Below are 18,131 nucleotides of genomic sequence, written 5' to 3' on the forward strand. Positions count from 1 at the left end.
CGGCGCCGGAACCGCCAGCATCCCGACGCCACCCGGCATCAGGCCCAGCGGATCGATCGCGGCGGCGAGAGCCCTCGCCCCGATCCGCGCCTGGGCGCTGGCATAATCGGCGGCCTGCTCGCGAACCCTGTCGGCGATGACCTCGAAAAGGCGGAACATCATGGCATTCTTCTCCTTGCCGCATGGCGGCCTCGCAGGGACAACGCGCGAGAACGGCTCAGGTGCCGCTTGCCCGCGAACGAGCCGGCTCGGCCGCGCGAACCGGGCCGGCGCGATGCGAGGCTGACGCGGGGCTGTCGCAGCTTCTCCGAAGGCCATGGCGTGCGCCGCTTCCCGAGGGATTGCGGTGAGCGGCCGGCCGCTTCCGGCCGATGCAGCGGATGCCGGCTTTGCCGGCGCCGGCGAAATCGTCTTGACTGGGCCGGAACCGGAGGCTCGCGCATGACCACGCCCTGCATCATCACCGTCGCGATCACGGGCTCGCTGCCGGGCAAGCGCGACAATCCGGCGGTGCCGATCAGCGTCGCCGAGCAGATCGAATCGACGCAGGAGGCCTTCGAGGCCGGCGCCAGCCTGGCTCATTGCCATGTCCGCACCGACGAGGGCCTGCCGACCTCGGATCCGGAGCGCTTCGGCCGGCTGCTCGAGGGCCTGCGCAAGCACTGCCCGGGGATGATCGTGCAGTTCTCGACCGGCGGGCGCTCCGGCGCCGGGCGCGAGCGCGGCGGCATGATCCCGCTCAGGCCGGACATGGCCTCGCTCTCGACCGGCTCCTGCAATTTCCCGACCCGGGTCTACGAGAACAGCCCCGAACTGGTCGACTGGCTCGCCGCCGAGATGAAGGCGCACGGCGTCAAGCCGGAGATCGAGGCCTTCGACCTGTCGATGATCTTCAAGGCGGCCGAGATGGCGAAGGCCGGCGCGATCGAGGGACCGCTGCACGTCCAGTTCGTCATGGGCGTGAAGAACGCCATGCCGGTCGACCGCGCCGTGTTCGAGTTCTACATCGCGACGCTGAAGCGCCTCGCCCCCGACGCGACCTGGACCGGCGCCGGCATCGGCAAGGACCAGATCACGCTCAACCGCTGGTCCCTCGAGCTCGGCGGCCATTGCCGCACCGGGCTGGAGGACAATGTCCGGCTCGACCGCGACAGGCTCGCGCCCTCGAACGCCGCCCTGGTCGAGCGCATCGTCGCGCTCTGCCCCGACTACGGCCGCCGGCCGGCGACGGCGGCCGAGGCGCGCAGCCTTCTGAAGCTGCCGCCTGCCGCGTGAGGGACGGCCGGCGGCAAGATTCCGTTAACGCATTCCGTTCAAATGCGGTTCACAGGGTGAACGTTATCTTCATGATGTCGGCACCGATTCATGGAGGCTCCGTCATGATCCTGGACTGGCGCAACAGCCTGATGCTCGGCTTCATCGCGGCGGTCTTCGTCGCCTGCCTGTTCGGACCCTACATGATCTCGGTGATGCTCGGCGGGCTCGGCCTGGCCTGCTATCTCTCGACGCATGTCAGGCCCGGAGCCTGAGCCCCTCACTCCGCCGGCACCGGACGCTCCGCCAGCCAGTCCCGCACAAGCCGCAGATCCGCCTGCGACAAGCCATGACCGGTCGGCAGGGTGCGGTGCTCGACCGTGGCGCCCGCTCCAGCGAGCGTCGCAGCCAGCCGCGCCGCATTCTCCTCCGGCACGATCGGGTCGAGGCTGCCGGAGACGATCAGCACGGGCCTGGCCGCCAGCGCCGCCGCCGGCGGCTTGAGGAAGGGCGTCATCGCCCGCAGCAGCACCGCCCCCGAGAGCACCTCCGGGCGCAGCAGCAGCATCGCGGCGGCGATGTTGGCGCCGTTGGAAAAGCCGAGCGCGATCGGAGCCGGCAGCCCGTATTGCACCCTGGCCTCCTCGACGAAGTCGGCGAGCTCATGGGTGCGGCGGCGCAGATCATCCTCGTCGAAGACGCCCTCCGCCAGGCGGCGGAAGAAGCGCGGCATGCCGGCTTCCAGCGTCCGGCCGCGCGGCGAGAGCAGCGCCGCGCCCGGCGCGACGGTGCGCCCGAGCGGCAGCAGATCGGTCTCGTCGCCGCCGGTGCCGTGCAGCAGCAGGAGCGGCGCCCGGCCGGGCCCGGTCGCCGGCTCGAAGCGGTGGATGAAGGTCTCGGACGTGCTGGTCGATGCAGGACGTGCCATGGCACCGGCCTCCTTTCATGGTGACGGTCGAGAGGAGGCGCCCCGCCGCGTGGCGGAGCGCCTGTCGCGATTCAGGCCAGGGCCGGCAGCACCGCCTCGATCTCGGCGCGGCGGCTCTCGTACTGCGCCGGCAGCTTGAGGGTGCCGCCGAGATCGGCCGCCGGCTCGTCGACGGCGAAGCCCGGCGCATCGGTCGCGATCTCGAACAGCACGCCGCCCGGCTCGCGGAAGTAGACGGAGCGGAAATAGTTCCGATCCTTCTGGCCGGTGGCGTGCAGCCCGAACTGTCCGGCGAGCTGCTTCACCATGCGCTCCTGCTCGGCATCGTCGCCGGCGCGGAAGGCGATGTGGTGCACCGAGCCCGCGCCCATCCTTGCCGGCAGGAAGCCGCCAGCGGCGTGCAGGTCGACGATGCCGCCCTGCGTGGTGCCCTCGGCCCGCATGCGGACGGTGTTGCCCTCGCGGCCCGCCTCGACGAAGCCGAAGACGCCGCGCAGGATCGCCGCGGTGGCTTCGGTCTTGTCGAGCAGCAGGGCGACGCCGTGGAAGCCGCGGATCGCGAATTCGGGCGGCACCTCGCCATTGTCCCAGGCCGGCTCGCTCTCGCTGCCGGGCACCGCGACCAGAGCGAGCCGCATGCCGTCCGGATCGCGGAAGCTCAGCACGGTCTCGCCGAAGCGCTTCTGCGGCGCCTCATGGGCGACGCCATGGGCGACGAGGCGATGAGCCCAGTAGCCGATCGCCGCTTCCGGGATGCGGAAGGCGGTCACCTCGGTCTCGCCGACGCCGAGCCGGCCGGGCGCGACATGCTCCCAGGGGAAGAAGGTCAGGATCGTGCCGGGATTGCCGGCGGCATCGCCGAAATAGAGGTGCCAGGTGGTCGGATCGTCGAAATTCACCGTCTTCTTGACCAGACGCAGGCCGAGCACGCGGCTGTAGAAGTCGAGATTGCGGCGAGCCGGGCCGGCGATGGCGGTGACGTGGTGGATGCCGTTGATCTGCATGATGTCGTCCTCCGGGCTGCGGGAGGCTGCCCTGGTTGCCACCAAGATGAGCGCGCCGCGGCGGAATGCCAGAGCGAGTTCATTGCGTACCAGCAATGGTAACATTCTGAAATGCCAATTTGAATTGCGTATGTGAAATCATCATTCTCCGCCGCAGGCCAGCCCGGTCCTTCGGAGACAGACCCATGATCGACACCCGTTTCGCCCCCTATGGCGCGCTCGCCCTGCGGATTGCGCTCGGCGTCATGTTCATCGCCCACGCCTATCTGAAGCTCGCCGTCTTCACCGTTCCCGGTTTCGCCGGCTTCCTCGGCCAGATCGGCCTGCCCGGCTTCCTCGCTTGGCCGATCATCCTGGCGGAGGCGCTCGGCGGGCTCGCCATCCTCCTCGGCATCCACGGCCGCTATGTCTCGCTCGCGCTGCTGCCGATCCTGCTCGGCGCGCTCAGCGTCCATGCCGGCAATGGCTGGCTGTTCACCGCGCCGAACGGCGGCTGGGAATACCCGGCTTTCCTGGCCCTGACCGCCCTCGCCCATGTGCTGATCGGCGACGGCGCGCTGGCGCTGCGCCCGGCCGGCGCGGCGACGAAGCCCGCGCTCGCCTGAACCGACGGAGCGTCGCGACGAACGGGCGGCAGGTTGTGGCAACCTGCCGCCCATACCATGTTCAAGGCTGTCTGACTTCGCCCGGAGCCGAACGCTTGCCGAACCCCGCCTCTTCCGTCGCCTGGGACGATTTCCGGCTGATCAAGGCCATTGCCGAGGCGCGCAGCCTGCCCGCAGCCGCCGAGCTGATCGGCCTCAACCATTCCACCGTGTTCCGGCGGCTCGGCCAGATCGAGGAGAGCATCGGCACGCGCCTGTTCGAGCGGCATCGCTCCGGCTATGTCCCGACGCCGGCCGGCGAGGAGATGGCGGCCCTGGCCGAGCGGCTCGAGACCGACATCGCCGGCTTCACCCGCCGCCTCGCCGGACGCGAAATCCAGCCGGCGGGGGAATTGCGCGTCACCACCAACGACACGCTGCTGGTCGAGCTGGTGACGCCGCTTTTCGCGGCGTTCATGCGGCAATGTCCGGAAATCCGTCTCGACGTACTGCTCGGCAACCAGGCGCTCAACCTCAGCAAGCGCGACGCCGACGTCGCGATCCGGGCCACCGACAACCCGCCGGAGAACCTGATCGGCCGGCGCGCCGCGCGCATCGGCTGGGCGCTCTACGGCAGGAGCAGCGATTTTCCGGAGGCCGCAGCGCCGGCCGAAGCGACCCTGCGTGATCGCCCATGGATCTCGCTGGGCGACCAGTTCGGCGCCTTCAAGGTCGTCCAGCACGTCCAGAAGACCGTCGCGCCGGAGAAGGTGGTCTACAAGATCAACACCGTCCTCGGCCTGACGGAAGCCGTCGAAGCCGGAATCGGCATCGGCTACCTGCCCTGCTTCATCGCCGACAAGCGGCCGGCCCTGCGCCGGCTCGGGCCGCCGCAGGCCGGCTACGCGGCCGACCTCTGGCTGCTGACCCATCCCGACCTGCGCCAGTCGCCGCGGGTCCGCCTCTTCCTCGACTTCATGGCGGCCGAGCTCGCCAGGCTGCGGCCGCTGATGGAAGGCGGGCCCGCAGGCCGGGAGGACGCGGAAGCGCCCTCGCCGGCCGGGATGGCGTAGCCGGCCCTCACGCCGCCTTACGGTTGACGCCGGATTCGGCCAGCTTGGTCAGCTTGCCGTCCGCGGCGTGCTCTTCATCGAGATTCTGCTGCAGCAGGGCGGCGCAATCCTCGCGGCCGAGCTGCTTGGCCCAGGCGGTCAGCGTGCCGTAGCGGGTGATCTCGTAATGCTCGACCGCCTGCGCCGCGGCAATGATCGCGGCATCGAGCACCTGCTTGTCCTCGACCTCGCCGGTGATCTCCTCGGCCTCCTCGATGATGCCGTCGATGGCCGGGCAATCCACGCCCTTGGCCTCGGCGCCATGCTGCCGGAAGACCTGCTCCAGCCTGCGGATATGGTTTTCGGTCTCGCCGAGATGGGCCTGAAGCCCGTTGCGCAGCTGCGTGTCCGTCGCCTTCTCGATCATCTTCGGCAGCGCCTTGGTGATCTGCTTCTCGGCGTAATAGATGTCCTGGAGCTGATGCACGAAGAGATCGTCCATCGACTTGATGTCCTTGGAAAACAGGCCCATGCCTTCCTCCTGTCCGCAATGTTCCGATGGGTTCGGGACGCCGCCATGCCGGCAGCGCGCCTCCCTGTCGGAGCAACGTATGCGGCCCCGAACTGTTCCTGACGAAACGAGGGCGGATGCAGGCGCCGTCGATCCGCGCCGGATCGCGCCGGCTTTGGGACAGGACCGCCCAGAAGCGAATGATCCGATCGATCCCAACGGCTTAGAACATGCTCGATGCGAGGCCGTTGCCAGTTTTTCGCAGCATGCTCTAGGCTGGCGCCATGGAGATGCTGATCCCGCTGCTCGCCGGCCTCGCCCTGATCTGGCTGATCGGCCGGGGCGTGCCCTGGAACGCCAAGCTGGTGACCGTGGTGGTGACGCTGGCCGTTATCGTCGCGATCCTGCTGCTCGAGCGCGGCGGCCTGTGGCCGGAGGCGTTCCGGCGGCGCTGAGCCACGGCGCAGCTGGTGCCGCCGCCTCAGGACACCAGCTTCAGCCCGACGATGCCGGCGACGATCAACCCGATGCAGGCGAGGCGCAGCGCCGTCGCCGGCTCTCCCAGCAGGACGATGCCGAGGACGGCGGTGCCGATCGTGCCGATGCCGGTCCAGATCGCATAGGCCGTGCCGAGGGGAAGGCTCTTCAGCGCAAGGCCGAGCAGCCCGAGACTCACCGCCATGCTCGCCGCGGTCAGGGCCGTCGGCAGCAGGCGCGTGAAGCCCTGCGTGTACTTCAGACCGATGGCCCAGCCGACCTCGAACAGGCCGGCGAGGAAGAGATAGGTCCAGGCCATGGCGGCCCTCCTGTCGGAAGGGCGAGGTCGTCCACGCCTATGTGGAAACGCGCGCGCTTCGCTTCGCGGAGGTCGTCCTCGCAGCTGACCTACCGAACCTGAACCCGGGCTTCAAGCGGCGGCGAACGGGGCTCAGCCTTCCTCGCCGGCGCTCGCGGCCGCGAGCGCGCCATGCAGCAGGCGGCGGCACTCGACGAGTTCGGACAGGGTCGCCTTCAGGAAGGCGAGGTCGTCCGCGCCGACCAGAGGCTGGGCGGCGCGCGGCAGGGAGGACAGCAGGGCCTTGGCGGCGAATCCCGGCTCCATGGCCGCCGGCTGATGGGGCTGCATCGGCTGCGGCCCGGCTGCCGGCTCGGCCCGCGCGGGCACGAACGGAGCCGGCGCGACCACCGGCGCGGGAGCAGCCGCACCGCCGCCAGCGATCTCGCCGCCGCGGCCGATCGCCTGGACATAGCGCGGCCCCTGCTCCTTCAGGATGCGCTGCAGGCCCTTGATGGTGTAGCCCTCGCCGTAGAGCAGGCGGCGGATGCCCTTGAGCAGCGCGACATCGTCGGGCCGATAGTAGCGCCGGCCGCCGCCGCGCTTCAGCGGCTTGATCTGGGAGAAGCGCGTTTCCCAGAAACGCAGGACATGCTGGGGAATGTCGAGGTCATCGGCGACCTCGCTGATGGTTCTGAATGCGTCTGGGCTCTTGTTATCCAATTCGGCCTCGAATCCGCCGTCGTGGAACTCCAGAGTCACTCGTCCTCGCCCGCGCCGTTCTGTCCGTTGATCCGCGCCTTCATCACGTTGGACGGCTTGAACACCATCACGCGACGCGGCTCGATCGGGACCTCGACGCCGGTTTTCGGATTACGCCCGATTCGCTCGCCCTTGTCGCGCACCACGAAGGAGCCGAAGGAGGACAATTTGACGTTCTCCCCACGTGCGACCGCGTCGCAGATCTCGTCCAGCACCGCCTCGACCAGCTTCGACGACTCCGTCCGCGACAAGCCGATCTTCTGGTAGACTGCCTCACACAGATCGGCCCGCGTAATCGTTTGCCCCGCCATCAGCTCCTCCAAGGCGTTTCTTCAAGCAGCGGCGTCCCCATCGAACCTGGCCCCACCGGAGGCGGACGCTAGGCGGCGAGGCGATTGCGGTCAATCCTCGCCATGCCCGCGCAGGTTGAAAAACGCGGAAAACCGCGCCGACAGCCGCTAAGAAAATGTCATAGATCAAAAGTGCTTAGCCTGACCGGCCCCGCTACCAGCGGATCAGCGCCGAGCCCCAAGTGAAGCCGCCGCCCATGGCTTCGATCAGAACGAGCTGGCCGGGCTTGATGCGCCCGTCCGAATGGGCCTGCGCCAGGGCGAGCGGGATCGAGGCCGCCGAAGTGTTGCCGTGTCGGTCGACCGTGATCACGACCCGGTCCTCGCTGATGCCGAGCTTGTGGGCGGTGGCGTCGATGATGCGGCGATTGGCCTGGTGCGGCACGAACCAGTCGATGTCGGCGCCTGTGAGCCCGGTCTCCTCGAAGGTGTGGCGCACGGTGTCGGCGAGGTTGACAACCGCGTGCTTGAAGACCTCGCGGCCCTCCATGCGCAGGAAGCCGACCGTCCTGGTCGAGCCCGGCCCGCCATCGACATAGAGCTTGTTCATGTAGCGGCCGTCGGAGCGGACATGGGTCGTCAGGACGCCGCGGTCGGCGAGCGTGCCGGTGCCCTCTTCCGCCCGGAGCACCACGGCGCCGGCGCCGTCGCCGAACAGCACGCAGGTGGCGCGGTCCTCCCAGTCGAGAATGCGCGAAAAGGTCTCGGCGCCGATGACGAGCGCGGTCCTGGCCGCGCCGCTGGTCAGGAACTTGTCGGCCGTGGCGAGCGCGAAGACGAAGCCGGAGCAGACCGCCTGCAGATCGAAGGCGGCGCCGTGGTCGATGCCGAGCGCGGCCTGGATCTCCGTCGCGGTCGCGGGGAAGGTATGGTCGGGCGTCGCGGTCGCGACGATGATGAGGTCGACCTCGCTCGCCGGGATGCCCGCGTCGGCGAGCGCGGCCTGCGCCGCCTTCAGCCCGAGCGTGGCGGTGGTCTCGCCCTCGGCGGCGATATGGCGGGAGCGGATGCCGGTGCGCTGGACGATCCACTCGTCGCTGGTGTCGACCTTCGTCGCCAGCTCGGCATTGGTCAGGATGCGCGCCGGCAGATAGGAGCCGCAGCCGCGCAGGACGGATCGCATTCTGGACAAGGACGTTCTCTTCCCTACTCGCCGGCAGCGACCTGCGGCTCGACCGGCTCCGCACCGGGCCGGGCCGTCGCTGCGACCATCTCGCGCAGCTTGGCCATCAGATTCTCCCGCACCATCTCGTAGCCGAGTTCGGTCGCACTGGCGAACCCGATGGCGTCGGTGCCGCCATGGCTCTTGATCACGATGCCCTCGAGGCCGAGGAAGACGCCGCCATTGGCCTTGCGCGGATCCATCTTCTCCTTCAGCGCGGCGAAGGCGCCGCGCGCGAAGAGATAGCCGATCCTCGACATCAGCGAACGGCCCATCGCGGCGCGCAGATATTCGCCGATCTGCTTGGCGGTGCCTTCGGCGGTCTTCAGCGCGATGTTGCCGGTGAAGCCCTCGGTGACGACGACGTCGACCGTGCCCTTGCCGAGATCGTCACCCTCGACGAAGCCGTGATAGGCCAGATGCGGCAAGGCGCTCTCGCGCAGGATGCGGCCGGCCTCCTTGACCGCCTCGACGCCCTTGATCTCCTCGACGCCGACATTGAGCAGGCCGACGCTCGGCCGGTCGAGATCGAAGACCACGCGCGCCATGGCGGCGCCCATCACGGCGAGATCGACGAGATGACGGGCGTCGGCGCCGATCGTCGCGCCGACGTCGAGCACGATGCTCTCGCCGCGCGCGGTCGGCCACAGGCAGGCGATGGCCGGCCGCTCGACCTGCGCCATCGACTTCAGGCAGAATTTCGACATCGCCATCAGCGCGCCGGTGTTGCCGGCGGATATGGTGACGTCGGCCTCGCCGGTCTTGGTCGCGTCGATGGCGCGCCACATCGACGACTTGTAGCGGCCATAGCGCAGCGCCTGGCTCGGCTTGTCGTCCATCTTCACCGAGACCTCGGTGTGGTGGAAGGTGGTCACCGCCTTGAGCTTGGGATGCGCGTCGAGCAGCGGCACGACCTCGGCCTGATCGCCGAAGACGACGAAGCGCGCATCGGGGCGGCGTTCGAGCGTGAGGGCGGCGCCCGGGATGACCACGGACGGGCCGTGGTCACCGCCCATGGCGTCGAGCGCGATTGTAACCGGACGTGTCATGAGGCGGTGATCAATTCCAGGGGCTGCGCCCCCTGCCGGGGCGGCCGGGCGGGCGGCGGACAATAGCGGGTTGGACGCCCGCCGCAAGCAAAAGCGCCGAGGGTCCCGCCCGTCATTCGCCGCGCTTCAGCTGCAGCAGCGCGGCGAAAGGCGATTCGGCCGGCGTCTCCGGCGCCGGCTCGGTGAACTCGACACCGGGCTTGCGCGGATAGGGATCGAGCGACAGGGCCAGGAACTCGAGCGTGACCGCGCCGAGGTCGATCGTGCCGTCGACGATCGGCTCCGGCGGCTCCTCCTCGTTCAGCAGCACCTCGATGTCGATCTCGTCATCCTCGGACGGGCTCGCCATGGCGGCGATCTCGTCCTGCGGCGCGAAGTCGAGCCTGACCGGCACGTTGAGCTCGACCGGGAAGGGCTCGAGCGTGACGATGCAGCTCTGGTGCAGGCCCGCCCTGATCATGCCCTCGAGCTTGACCCGCTCGCCATTGCGCGAGAGCGAGTAGCTCGCCTTGAGCGTCTCGACGGAGGCGACTCCGAGAAAGGTGGCGATCGCGGCGAGATCGCCCTGCTCCGGCACGAGCTCGACCGCGACCGGGCGCAAGGTGATGCTTTCGACGCGGATCGGGCGGCGAAGGGGCAGCGTGTCCTGGCGTGGCGCGGTCATGCTTCGAGACGATCGGCGAAAGGCGGGAACAACGGGTCGGCGGCAAGGATATCGTCGAGCGAGCGCGTGGCCAAGACGGCGGCCGCCGCCGCGACATGGCGCGCGAGCGCCGCCGCGTCGACCTCCGGGCCGATGTTGCGCGCGAGCGAGGCGGCGAGCGCATCGGCATCCGCCGCGGCGAGCGCCTCCTCGTAGCCGCCGAGGCGGCCATAGAAGCTGCGGCCGATCTTCTTCATCCGCTTCGGCACGGCGATGTCGGAGATGCCGCCCTGGCGGAAGCCGAGCTCGAGATAGGCGAAGCTGGCGTCGATCAGGTCCTGCGCCGCATCGGCCGCCGGCGCCGGCAGTTCGCGCAAACGGCGCAGCACCAGGAAGAGATGGAGCGTCAGCGCCTCGAAGCGGCCCTCGAAATCGTCGGGGACGCGCCCCTGCAGATAAAGGGCGGGCTCGCGCGAAGCGGCGACGATGCGCTCCAGCAACGCGTTGACCGGCGCCATGCGCGCGCGCTTCCTGCCGAACAGGCCGAAGATCACAGCCTCCACCACCTTTCCCGATCGGCCCGGCGAAAAAGCGACTTGCCTTGCCAAAGCCATGCTCGGGCGTTACGCCAAGCGCACCCACCATGACAAGCGCGGCAGGACCGCGCGCCTGCCTCCGGATCCGCCAAGCATGACCGCTCCGACCCGCCGTACCGTCCTGATCGGCTCGCTGGCCGCCGCGCTGCCGCTGGCCGGCTGCGGCACCGCCACCCATCTCGGCTTCCGCACTCCGACCTCGGCCGGTCTCAACGAGGAGTTCACCCGCGGCTTCGTCATGGACGAGGAGCTGATCGCCAAGGTCAAGCCCGGCATGGACGTGCAGACGGTGCTGACCACGCTCGGTACGCCGTCGACGACCTCGACCGTCGGCAACCGCACCTTCTACTACATCAGCCAGACGGTGCGCCGCCGCTTCCAGTTCCAGGACTTCTCCGTCATCGACCAGAAGGTGCTGGTGATCTATTTCAACAAGGCCTTCAAGGTCGAGCGCATCGCCAATTATGGCCTGCAGGACGGCGTGATCTTCGACTTCATCAGCCGCACCACGCCGACCGGCGGCGAGGAGCAGAGCTTCCTGCGCAACCTGTTCCGCGGCGTCACCAAGTTCACGCCGTTCGGAACGTGACGGCGCGTCTCCGTATCGACACCGGGAAAGCCCCGCGGCATCGCCGCGGGGCTTTTTTCCGGAGCGCGCCGCGCACTGCTCAGCTATCCTTCGGCTTCCGCTCCGGCAGCGTCATCGCCACCACCCCGACGATGACAAGGGCGAGGCCGGCCCAGGCGGTCGGGCTCAGGCGCTCGCCGAGGAACAGGACGCCGATGGCGACGCCGGTCGGCACGCGCAGATAGGCGACGGAGGTCGTCCCGACCGTGCCGAGCCGGTCGATCAGCCTGAAATAGATGATGAAGGCGAGCGCGGTCGAGAGCACCGACAGCGCCAGCAGCGCCTGGAGCGATGCGGCCGACGGCGCGAGCGTCCAGGGACGGTCGATCAGCAGGCTGAACGGGATCAGGATGGCGGCGCCGCAGATCAGCGAGCCGGCCGCCGGCATGATCGGGTCGAGCCCCCTGAAATTGCGCCCGAACAGCGCCGCGCCGCCATAGCAGGCCGCGGCCGCGACCAGCGCCAGCTGCGCCCAGAGCTCGCGGCCGAAACCCGACAGCGCCTCCATGCCGATGATCAGGCAGACGCCGAGCATGCCGGCGGCGACGCCGAGGAGCTTGCGCCCGGCGGCGGCTTCGGCGCGGAACAGCAGCAGGCCGAGCAGGAAGGCGAAGATCGGCGAGCCGGCGTTGAGGATCGCGGCCAGGCCGGCATCGACGCTGGTCTCGGCCCAGGCGATCAGCGTGAAGGGTACGGCACTGTTGAGGCAGGCCTGGATCAGGAAGCGCCGCCAGATCGCCGGATCGCGCGGCAGGGCGAGCCCGCGCCAGCGGATCGCGACGAGCAGGATCGCCCCGGCGATGAGCGTGCGCGCCGCGATCAGGGTCAGCGGCGGGATCGTCTCGACCCCGAGCTTGATCAAGCTGTAGGAGGCGCCCCAGAGCGTGGCGAGAAGGAGCAGCGCCGCGAGGTCGGTGAAATGGCCGGATCGAGCGGAAGCGGCGGAAGCGGGCGTGACGTCGGCAGCCATGAGATCCTCCATGAATGGGCGGACCATGGCAGCCGGGCAGTGCCGCGTCGCGTCAGGACGCTACGCTTCCGGCCGTAGCTTCGCACACCGATTCAACGGCTTCCCGATTCGATTCCGCTCTCGCGCGCAAGGCGTTGCGCCGCAACGGAAAAGCCCCGCGGATCGCTCCGCGGGGCCGATGGCTGCTCGGGCGGGGCCAACGCTCAGCTATGCGCCAGGATGGCGAGCAGCAGCAGAGCGATGATGTTGGTGATCTTGATCGCCGGATTCACGGCGGGGCCCGCCGTGTCCTTGTAGGGGTCGCCGACGGTGTCGCCGGTGACCGAGGCCTTGTGCGCGTCGGAGCCCTTGAGATGGCGCACGCCGTCCTTGTCGACGAACCCGTCCTCGAAGCTCTTCTTGGCGTTGTCCCAGGCGCCGCCGCCCGAGGTCATCGAGATGGCGACGAAGATGCCGGTGACGATCACGCCCATCAGCATGGCGCCGACGGCCGCGAAGGCCTGGTTCCTGCCGGCGATGGCATTGATGACGACGAAGGTCACGATCGGCGCCAGGACCGGCAGCAGCGAGGGCAGGATCATCTCCTTGATCGCGGCGCGGGTCAGCATGTCGACGGCGCGGCCGTAATCGGGCCGGTCCTTGCCTTCCATGATGCCGGGCTTGTCGCGGAACTGCCGGCGAACCTCCTCGACCACCGAGCCCGCCGCCTTGCCGACCGCGGTCATGCTCATGCCGCCGAACAGGAAGGGGATGAGGCCGCCGAGCAGCAGGCCGACGACGACATAGGGGTTCGACAGGGTGAAATCGACGGTGACGCCCTTGAAGTACTGGAAGGTCGTCGCACCCGCCTTGTTGGCCTCGGCCACGAAGAAGTTGAGGTCCGAGGTGTAGGCCGCGAAGAGCACCAGCGCGCCGAGACCGGCCGAACCGATCGCATAGCCCTTGGTGATCGCCTTGGTGGTGTTGCCGACGGCGTCGAGCGCGTCGGTGGAATGGCGGACCTCCTTGGGCAGGCCGGCCATCTCGGCGATGCCGCCGGCATTGTCGGTGACCGGGCCGAAGGCGTCGAGCGCGACGACGACGCCGGCCAGCGCCAGCATGGCGGTGGTGGCGATGGCGATGCCGAACAGGCCGGCGAGGCCATAGGCGACGATGATGCCGGCGATGATCACGATGGTCGGCAGCGCCGTCGCCTCCAGCGAGACCGCGAGGCCCTGGATGACGTTGGTGCCGTGGCCGGTGACCGAGGCCTGGGCGATCGAGACGACCGGGCGCTTGCCAGTGCCGGTATAGTATTCGGTGATGATGACGATCAGCAGCGTCACCGCGAGGCCGACGAGCGCGCAGCCGAACAGCCCGCCCGAGGTGAAGCTCACGCCCTGCCCCGTGGTGAAGGCGGCGGCGAAGCCGCCGAACATCAGGTAGTTGACAGCGGCGATGGCAGCGACCGAGAGCACGCCGGTGGCGATGAAGCCCTTGTAGAGGGCGCCCATGATCGACTGGTTGGCGCCGAGCTTGACGAAGAAGGTGCCGATGATCGAGGTGACGACACAGGCCGCGCCGATCGCCATCGGGTAGAGCATCATCGTGGCGAGCGTGGGCTGGCCGGCGAAGAAGATCGCGGCGAGCACCATGGTCGCGACCAGCGTCACCGCATAGGTCTCGAACAGGTCGGCCGCCATGCCGGCGCAGTCGCCGACATTGTCGCCGACATTGTCGGCGATGGTGGCCGGGTTGCGCGGGTCGTCCTCCGGAATACCGGCCTCGACCTTGCCGACGAGGTCGGCGCCGACATCGGCCCCCTTGGTGAAGATGCCGCCGCCGAGACGGGCGAAGATCGAGATCAGCGACGCGCCGAAGCCGAGCGCGACGAGCGAGTCGATGACGGTGCGGCTCGACGGCTCGAAGCCCTTCATCGAGGTCAGGAAGCCGTAATAGCAGGCGACGCCGAGCAGGGCGAGGCCGGCGACCAGCAGGCCGGTGACCGCGCCGGCCTTGAAGGCGACGTCGAGCCCCTCGCCGAGCGACTGCATCGCCGCCTGCGCGGTGCGGACATTGGCGCGGACAGAGACGTTCATGCCGATGAAGCCGGCGGCGCCCGAGAGCACGGCGCCGATCAGGAAGCCGATGCCGACCCAGGGGCCCAGCAGCCAGGCGAGCGCGGCGAAGAGCACGACGCCGACCATGCCGATCGTCATGTACTGGCGCTTCAGGTAGGCTTGCGCGCCTTCCGCGACCGCGCCGGAAATCTCCTGCATGCGCTGGCTGCCGGCGTCGCGTTTCATCACGTCGCCATAGGCCCATACGCCGTAGACGATCGATAACGCACTCAAGACGATGATGATGAGCAAGGCCGACATCGATTTTCCTATCCCTGAGATTTCGTCATCCGGGGCAGGACGCCCCGACCGAGCCGGTTTTCCGGTTCTGTGAACGCAGGGGACGGCTCGGTCGGCCTCACGAAGAATCAGGCCTACAGCGCCGATCACCAGTGTCGGCCGGATTGTTGCCCAGTTTCCGCCAGAATCGCAAACGGCCCGGCTGACATTCCCGGCAAGATGTCAGGTCGCGGCCGCCCGCTTGCCCATGCCCTGCCAGGCGACCAGCGCCAGCGCGATCGCCACCGGCGGGAAGACCAGCCAGTTGACACTGTCCCAGCCGCCGGCGCTGAGCAGGCCGCCGGAGGAGAAGGAGGCGATCGCGACCGAGCCGAAGACGAGGAAATCGTTGGCGGCCTGGACCTTGACCCGCTCCTGCGGCCGGTAGCAGTCGGTCACCAGCGCGGTCGCGCCGATGAAGCCGAAATTCCAGCCGATCCCGAGCAGCACGAGCGTGATCCAGAAATGCGCGACGCTGAGCCCGGACAGGCCGACCACGGCCGCGAGCGCGGTCAGCAGCAGGCCGGCCGCCGTCACCTTCTCCTTGCCAAAACGGGCGATCAGGCGGCCGGTGAAGAAGCTCGGCGCGAACATCGAGAGCACGTGCCACTGGATGCCGAGCGCCGCGTCGCCGACGCTGTGGCCGCAGCCGACCATGGCGAGCGGAGCCGCCGTCATCACGAAGCTCATCAGCCCGTAGGCGACGAGCGCCGCGATGACCGAGGCGATGAATTTGGGCTGGCGCATGATCTCGGAGAGCGGCCGTCCGCCGCCCGATCTCGCCTCCGCCACCGGCGGGGCACGCAGCGCCAGCACGACGCCGATCGCGAGGAGCGCCAGCGCGCCCTGCGCCAGGAAGCTCGCGGCGAAGGGCGCGGCCGGGGTGAGGTCGCGCGTCCAGTAGACCGATTGCGGCCCGATCACCGCGGCCGCCAGGCCGCCGATCATCACCCAGGAGATCGCCCGGGGCTTGAAGCTCTCGCTGGCCGTGTCGGCGGCGGCGAAGCGGTAGCTCTGGACATAGGAGCTGTAGAGCCCGCACAGGAAGGTGCCGAGGCAGAACAGCCAGAACAGCCGGCCCGCCACGCCCGTGGCGGCGACGCTCGCGCCGACCGCCCCGACCAGCGCACCGATGACATAGCCGCTGCGGCGCCCGAGCCGGCGCATCAGGAACGCCGCCGGAATGACGCCGCAGGCCAGGCCCAGCTGCATCAGGCTGACCGGGACGGTGGCGAAGGCCTGGTTCGAGACCAGCTGCGAGCCGACGATGCCGCCGAGCGAGATCACGATCGCCGGGCTGGCGCCGCCGAGCGCCTGGGCGCTGGCCAGCACCAGCGCGTTGCGCTTGGCGAGAGCATCGCCGTCCGTGACCGGAACATGCTGGTTCATCGCAGCAGCCAACCCTTCGCGGCCGCGCGGCCGCCGTCAGAAATGAGCGAAGGAGCCGCGTGCGAAGGTTCGCGGCCGGCCCGCTTCGGTATAGCGCACGCCCCCGGCCTCGGCGGTGACGCGCCCGATGCGCGTCAGGCCGATCCCAGCCGCCTCGGCGGCGGCGCCCAGAGAAGGATATTCCCTTTCCGGGACCGTGCAGAGAATTTCGTAGTCGTCGCCGCCGGTCCAGGCCAGTTCCGCCAATGCGGGAACGGCCATGACCGCAGAGCGGGCCGCGGGCGAGACCGGCACAGCGTCGAGATCGATCTCGGCGCCGGCCTTCGAGGCGGCGAGCAGCTTGGCGAGGTCGCCGACCAGCCCGTCGGAGACGTCCATGGCGGCCGAGGCGTGGCTCTGCAGGGCGGCGGCGAGCGCCGTGCGGGGCCGCGGGTGGAGATAGCGGTCGGCGAGGAAGGCCCGGTCCGCCTCGGAGAGCCTGCCGACCCAGGCCGGCCGGTCCGGCCGGTGCGCCTCGAGCCCGAGCGCGCCATCGCCGATCGTGCCGGTGACGGCGACGACATCGCCCGGCTTGGCTCCGGAGCGCAACAGCATGCGGCCGGCGGGAACGCTGCCGAAGGCGGTGATGGAGAGCGTCAGGGGCCCCGGCGTCGCGACCGTGTCGCCGCCGATCAGCGGGCAGCCGCCCTCGCCCGCCATGGCGGCCAGCCCCCGGGCGAAGCCGGCGAGCCAGTCCTCGGTCCAGCCCTTCGGCAAGGCGAGCGTCAGAACGAAGCCGTCAGGCCTGGCGCCCTTGGCGGCGAGATCGGAGAGGTTGACGCCGAGCGCCTTGCGCCCGATCGAAGCCGGCGGATCGTCGGCGAAGAAGTGCACGCCGGCGACGAGCGCGTCGGCGGTGACGACGAGCTCGTAGCCCCGGGCCGGGCGCAGCAGGGCGGCATCGTCGATCAGGCCGAGCCCGCCGCTGCCGGCGATCGGCGCGAAATAGCGGGCGATCAATTCGAACTCGCCGGGGGGCTGGGGTCCGGCCACGGCGCCGCTCACGCCGCCGGCGCGTCGAATTCCTCGGCGCGGACCTCGCGGGCGAGCTTGTCGAGCACCGCGTTGACCATGCCGACCTCCTCGCCCTCGTAGAAGGAGCGGGCGACGGCGACATATTCCGAGATCACGGCGCGAGCCGGCACGTCCTTGCGGAAGGCGAGCTCATAGGCGCCGGCGCGCAGGATGGCGCGCACCACGGCCTCGACGCGCTTCAGCGGCCAGCCCGCGGCCAGGAGTTCGTCGACCGAGCGGTCGACCAGGCGCTGCTCGCGCACGACGCCGCCGAGCAGGTCGCGGAAGAAGGCGACCTCGGCCTTGGGAAGCTCGATGTCCTCGACCTCCTTGCCGATCCAGAAGGCCTCGAACTCGGCCATGGCCTCGACCACGCCGCGCCCGCCGATCTCCATCTCGTAGAGCGCCTGCACGGCCGAGAGCCGCGCGCCCCGGCGCATCTCGGCCCGGCTCATTTCGACTCCTCCGCCAGCGAGCGCTTGTAGCGCAGCACCGCCAGCGCAGCTTCGGCCGCGCCGCCGCCCTTGTCCATCTCGCTGCGGTTGGCGCGGGCCCAGGCCTGCGCCTCGTTCTCGACGGTCAGGATGCCGTTGCCGAGCGGCAGCGCGAAGGCGACCGAGAGGTCCATCAGCGCGCGCGAGCTCTCGCCGGCGACGATGTCGTAATGGCCGGTCTCGCCGCGGATGACGGTGCCGAGCGCGACCACGGCCTCATAGGGATCGACCGCCTCGTCGGCGGCGCGCAGGCCGATGACGATGGCGGACGGGATCTCGAGCGCGCCCGGAACGGTCACGACGTCGACGCGGCAGCCGGCCTTCTCGAGCACGGCGGTCGCTCCGGCGAGCAGCTCGTCGGCGAGCGCATCGTAGAAGCGGGCCTCGACCACGAGCACCCGGGCATCGTCGAGCGGAACGGCTGAGGCAACCGATGACTGCCGGGGTCCGGCCATGATGTCTTCCTTATGCAACAGATGGTGCCAGCGAACATCCAGGCACCAAGCCCTCATCCGGAGGAGCTGTTTCGACAGAAACGGCGTCTCGAAG

At 69.5% G+C, this 18,131-nt stretch carries 22 protein-coding genes; 6 read left to right on the forward strand and 16 right to left on the reverse strand.

Going from position 1 to position 18,131, the window contains the following annotated elements:
* Positions 1 to 441 precede the first annotated feature (441 nt).
* Positions 442 to 1,275 carry a 3-keto-5-aminohexanoate cleavage protein gene (locus CS1GBM4_RS20990; protein ID WP_186420707.1) on the forward strand — a complete coding sequence of 278 codons (834 nt, stop codon included), beginning with the start codon at positions 442 to 444 and terminating at the stop codon, positions 1,273 to 1,275.
* 104 nt (positions 1,276 to 1,379) lie between these two features.
* Positions 1,380 to 1,529: a hypothetical protein gene (locus CS1GBM4_RS20995; RefSeq protein WP_186420708.1), complete on the forward strand. Its 150-nt coding sequence runs from the start codon at positions 1,380 to 1,382 to the stop codon at positions 1,527 to 1,529.
* Positions 1,530 to 1,534: 5 nt separating this feature from the next.
* Here the strand turns inward: CS1GBM4_RS20995 and CS1GBM4_RS21000 are convergent, their stop codons facing one another.
* On the reverse strand, positions 1,535 to 2,182 hold the full coding sequence (locus CS1GBM4_RS21000) for an alpha/beta hydrolase (protein ID WP_186420709.1): 648 nt from the start codon (positions 2,180 to 2,182) through the stop codon (positions 1,535 to 1,537).
* Positions 2,183 to 2,253: 71 nt separating this feature from the next.
* Positions 2,254 to 3,186 carry a ring-cleaving dioxygenase gene (locus CS1GBM4_RS21005; RefSeq protein ID WP_186420710.1) on the reverse strand — a complete coding sequence of 311 codons (933 nt, stop codon included), beginning with the start codon at positions 3,184 to 3,186 and terminating at the stop codon, positions 2,254 to 2,256.
* Between the two features lie 185 nt (positions 3,187 to 3,371).
* Here CS1GBM4_RS21005 and CS1GBM4_RS21010 point away from each other — a divergent pair, with 185 nt between their 5' ends.
* On the forward strand, positions 3,372 to 3,791 hold the full coding sequence (locus CS1GBM4_RS21010) for a DoxX family protein (protein WP_186420711.1): 420 nt from the start codon (positions 3,372 to 3,374) through the stop codon (positions 3,789 to 3,791).
* A 95-nt stretch (positions 3,792 to 3,886) separates the two neighbouring features.
* The gene (locus tag CS1GBM4_RS21015; protein ID WP_186420712.1) at positions 3,887 to 4,843 is read left to right on the forward strand and encodes a LysR family transcriptional regulator; all 957 of its coding nucleotides are present in this window, start codon (positions 3,887 to 3,889) and stop codon (positions 4,841 to 4,843) included.
* Between the two features lie 7 nt (positions 4,844 to 4,850).
* Here the strand turns inward: CS1GBM4_RS21015 and CS1GBM4_RS21020 are convergent, their stop codons facing one another.
* Entirely contained in the window at positions 4,851 to 5,354 is a 504-nt protein-coding gene (locus tag CS1GBM4_RS21020) for a ferritin-like domain-containing protein (protein WP_186420713.1), read from the reverse strand.
* A gap of 263 nt (positions 5,355 to 5,617) precedes the next feature.
* On the opposite strand from CS1GBM4_RS21020, the gene CS1GBM4_RS21025 reads away from it, so the two are divergent.
* Positions 5,618 to 5,788, forward strand: a complete 171-nt coding sequence (locus CS1GBM4_RS21025) for a hypothetical protein (RefSeq protein WP_186420714.1) — start codon at positions 5,618 to 5,620, stop codon at positions 5,786 to 5,788.
* A 26-nt stretch (positions 5,789 to 5,814) separates the two neighbouring features.
* Here CS1GBM4_RS21025 and sugE read toward each other — a convergent pair whose 3' ends face one another.
* The 7 genes from sugE to CS1GBM4_RS21060 all read right to left on the reverse strand — a co-directional run bounded on the left by sugE (position 5,815) and on the right by CS1GBM4_RS21060 (position 10,637).
* On the reverse strand, positions 5,815 to 6,129 hold the full coding sequence (gene sugE, locus CS1GBM4_RS21030) for a quaternary ammonium compound efflux SMR transporter SugE (protein WP_186420715.1): 315 nt from the start codon (positions 6,127 to 6,129) through the stop codon (positions 5,815 to 5,817).
* Positions 6,130 to 6,261: 132 nt separating this feature from the next.
* Positions 6,262 to 6,831 (reverse strand): MerR family transcriptional regulator, encoded by a 570-nt coding sequence (locus CS1GBM4_RS21035; RefSeq protein ID WP_186420716.1) that lies wholly within the window; start codon positions 6,829 to 6,831, stop codon positions 6,262 to 6,264.
* Positions 6,832 to 6,866: 35 nt separating this feature from the next.
* Positions 6,867 to 7,181: an integration host factor subunit alpha gene (locus CS1GBM4_RS21040; RefSeq protein ID WP_186420862.1), complete on the reverse strand. Its 315-nt coding sequence runs from the start codon at positions 7,179 to 7,181 to the stop codon at positions 6,867 to 6,869.
* Positions 7,182 to 7,374: 193 nt separating this feature from the next.
* A complete protein-coding gene (locus tag CS1GBM4_RS21045; protein ID WP_280177743.1) occupies positions 7,375 to 8,352 on the reverse strand; it encodes a beta-ketoacyl-ACP synthase III in 978 nt (325 codons plus the stop codon).
* 14 nt (positions 8,353 to 8,366) lie between these two features.
* Positions 8,367 to 9,431, reverse strand: a complete 1,065-nt coding sequence (gene plsX, locus CS1GBM4_RS21050) for a phosphate acyltransferase PlsX (RefSeq protein ID WP_186420717.1) — start codon at positions 9,429 to 9,431, stop codon at positions 8,367 to 8,369.
* A 112-nt stretch (positions 9,432 to 9,543) separates the two neighbouring features.
* A complete protein-coding gene (locus CS1GBM4_RS21055; protein ID WP_186420718.1) occupies positions 9,544 to 10,095 on the reverse strand; it encodes a DUF177 domain-containing protein in 552 nt (183 codons plus the stop codon).
* A complete protein-coding gene (locus CS1GBM4_RS21060; protein WP_244607330.1) occupies positions 10,092 to 10,637 on the reverse strand; it encodes a ubiquinol-cytochrome C chaperone family protein in 546 nt (181 codons plus the stop codon). Before CS1GBM4_RS21060 ends, CS1GBM4_RS21055 begins: the two co-directional genes overlap by 4 nt.
* A gap of 127 nt (positions 10,638 to 10,764) precedes the next feature.
* Between CS1GBM4_RS21060 and CS1GBM4_RS21065 the strand changes: the two genes are divergently transcribed.
* Positions 10,765 to 11,259, forward strand: coding sequence for an outer membrane protein assembly factor BamE (locus CS1GBM4_RS21065; protein ID WP_186420719.1), 495 nt, complete (start codon positions 10,765 to 10,767; stop codon positions 11,257 to 11,259).
* Between the two features lie 79 nt (positions 11,260 to 11,338).
* Here the strand turns inward: CS1GBM4_RS21065 and CS1GBM4_RS21070 are convergent, their stop codons facing one another.
* The 6 genes from CS1GBM4_RS21070 to ribH all read right to left on the reverse strand — a co-directional run bounded on the left by CS1GBM4_RS21070 (position 11,339) and on the right by ribH (position 18,037).
* Positions 11,339 to 12,268, reverse strand: a complete 930-nt coding sequence (locus CS1GBM4_RS21070) for an EamA family transporter (protein ID WP_186420720.1) — start codon at positions 12,266 to 12,268, stop codon at positions 11,339 to 11,341.
* Positions 12,269 to 12,471: 203 nt separating this feature from the next.
* Complete coding sequence (locus CS1GBM4_RS21075) at positions 12,472 to 14,628, reverse strand: sodium-translocating pyrophosphatase (RefSeq protein ID WP_186420721.1); 2,157 nt, start codon at positions 14,626 to 14,628, stop codon at positions 12,472 to 12,474.
* Positions 14,629 to 14,829: 201 nt separating this feature from the next.
* Positions 14,830 to 16,035, reverse strand: coding sequence for an MFS transporter (locus CS1GBM4_RS21080; protein WP_186420722.1), 1,206 nt, complete (start codon positions 16,033 to 16,035; stop codon positions 14,830 to 14,832).
* A gap of 36 nt (positions 16,036 to 16,071) precedes the next feature.
* Complete coding sequence (thiL, locus tag CS1GBM4_RS21085; protein WP_186420723.1) at positions 16,072 to 17,067, reverse strand: thiamine-phosphate kinase; 996 nt, start codon at positions 17,065 to 17,067, stop codon at positions 16,072 to 16,074.
* A gap of 8 nt (positions 17,068 to 17,075) precedes the next feature.
* Entirely contained in the window at positions 17,076 to 17,543 is a 468-nt protein-coding gene (nusB, locus tag CS1GBM4_RS21090; protein WP_186420724.1) for a transcription antitermination factor NusB, read from the reverse strand.
* On the reverse strand, positions 17,540 to 18,037 hold the full coding sequence (ribH, locus tag CS1GBM4_RS21095; RefSeq protein ID WP_186420725.1) for a 6,7-dimethyl-8-ribityllumazine synthase: 498 nt from the start codon (positions 18,035 to 18,037) through the stop codon (positions 17,540 to 17,542). Before ribH ends, nusB begins: the two co-directional genes overlap by 4 nt.
* Between the last annotated feature and the right edge of the window lie 94 nt (positions 18,038 to 18,131).

It is taken from the genome of Allobosea sp. CS1GBMeth4 (genome assembly GCF_900185715.1).
Classification (GTDB): domain Bacteria; phylum Pseudomonadota; class Alphaproteobacteria; order Rhizobiales; family Beijerinckiaceae; genus Allobosea.

Bases quoted from the DNA above. Each gene is read 5' to 3' on its own strand.
- ribH (WP_186420725.1), bottom strand. From the start codon at position 18,037: ATGGCCGGACCCCGGCAGTCATCGGTTGCCTCAGCCGTTCCGCTCGAC.
- plsX (WP_186420717.1), bottom strand. From the start codon at position 9,431: ATGACACGTCCGGTTACAATCGCGCTCGACGCCATGGGCGGTGACCAC.
- nusB (WP_186420724.1), bottom strand. From the start codon at position 17,543: ATGAGCCGGGCCGAGATGCGCCGGGGCGCGCGGCTCTCGGCCGTGCAG.
- CS1GBM4_RS21005 (WP_186420710.1), bottom strand. From the start codon at position 3,186: ATGCAGATCAACGGCATCCACCACGTCACCGCCATCGCCGGCCCGGCT.
- CS1GBM4_RS21040 (WP_186420862.1), bottom strand. From the start codon at position 7,181: ATGGCGGGGCAAACGATTACGCGGGCCGATCTGTGTGAGGCAGTCTAC.
- CS1GBM4_RS21010 (WP_186420711.1), top strand. From the start codon at position 3,372: ATGATCGACACCCGTTTCGCCCCCTATGGCGCGCTCGCCCTGCGGATT.
- CS1GBM4_RS21055 (WP_186420718.1), bottom strand. From the start codon at position 10,095: ATGACCGCGCCACGCCAGGACACGCTGCCCCTTCGCCGCCCGATCCGC.
- sugE (WP_186420715.1), bottom strand. From the start codon at position 6,129: ATGGCCTGGACCTATCTCTTCCTCGCCGGCCTGTTCGAGGTCGGCTGG.
- CS1GBM4_RS21070 (WP_186420720.1), bottom strand. From the start codon at position 12,268: ATGGCTGCCGACGTCACGCCCGCTTCCGCCGCTTCCGCTCGATCCGGC.
- CS1GBM4_RS21075 (WP_186420721.1), bottom strand. From the start codon at position 14,628: ATGTCGGCCTTGCTCATCATCATCGTCTTGAGTGCGTTATCGATCGTC.
- CS1GBM4_RS21065 (WP_186420719.1), top strand. From the start codon at position 10,765: ATGACCGCTCCGACCCGCCGTACCGTCCTGATCGGCTCGCTGGCCGCC.
- CS1GBM4_RS21020 (WP_186420713.1), bottom strand. From the start codon at position 5,354: ATGGGCCTGTTTTCCAAGGACATCAAGTCGATGGACGATCTCTTCGTG.
- CS1GBM4_RS20995 (WP_186420708.1), top strand. From the start codon at position 1,380: ATGATCCTGGACTGGCGCAACAGCCTGATGCTCGGCTTCATCGCGGCG.
- CS1GBM4_RS21000 (WP_186420709.1), bottom strand. From the start codon at position 2,182: ATGGCACGTCCTGCATCGACCAGCACGTCCGAGACCTTCATCCACCGC.
- CS1GBM4_RS21080 (WP_186420722.1), bottom strand. From the start codon at position 16,035: ATGAACCAGCATGTTCCGGTCACGGACGGCGATGCTCTCGCCAAGCGC.
- CS1GBM4_RS21025 (WP_186420714.1), top strand. From the start codon at position 5,618: ATGGAGATGCTGATCCCGCTGCTCGCCGGCCTCGCCCTGATCTGGCTG.
- CS1GBM4_RS20990 (WP_186420707.1), top strand. From the start codon at position 442: ATGACCACGCCCTGCATCATCACCGTCGCGATCACGGGCTCGCTGCCG.